The sequence below is a fragment of the Blastomonas sp. CCH1-A6 genome (genome assembly GCF_001556365.1).
GTDB classification, from domain to species: Bacteria; Pseudomonadota; Alphaproteobacteria; order Sphingomonadales; family Sphingomonadaceae; genus Blastomonas; species Blastomonas ursincola.
Genome location: NZ_LSIS01000109.1, coordinates 1 through 257, shown reverse-complemented (window position 1 = coordinate 257; position 257 = coordinate 1). Strand labels below are relative to the sequence as shown.

Genomic DNA, 257 nt, shown 5'->3' with positions numbered 1-257 from the left:
GCATCAGGCGGACCTGTTCGTCCATCTGGGTCTGATCGAACTCCGCCCAGATCGCAGGCAGCGCGAACAGCCGCTCGGCCGCCACGAACGCGCAGGCAACATCGCCCAGCGTGCAGCCTTCCTCTTCGGCCAGCTCGAACGGATGGATAAGGCCCAGCCGGTTGATCATTCGGTTGGCGAGCTTGGTCGCGATGATCTGGCCGCGCAGCTGATGCTGCATCAGCACGTCGCCATAGGCCTCGCGCATCTGCGGCGGG

The 257-nt window shown here is 65.4% G+C and carries 1 protein-coding gene; it reads right to left on the bottom strand.

Going from position 1 to position 257, the window contains the following annotated elements; translation table 11 throughout:
* Window positions 1-257, bottom strand: a 257-nt coding sequence (locus tag AX735_RS04685) for an NAD-glutamate dehydrogenase domain-containing protein (RefSeq protein ID WP_156447418.1), incomplete at both ends; no start/stop codon positions are given.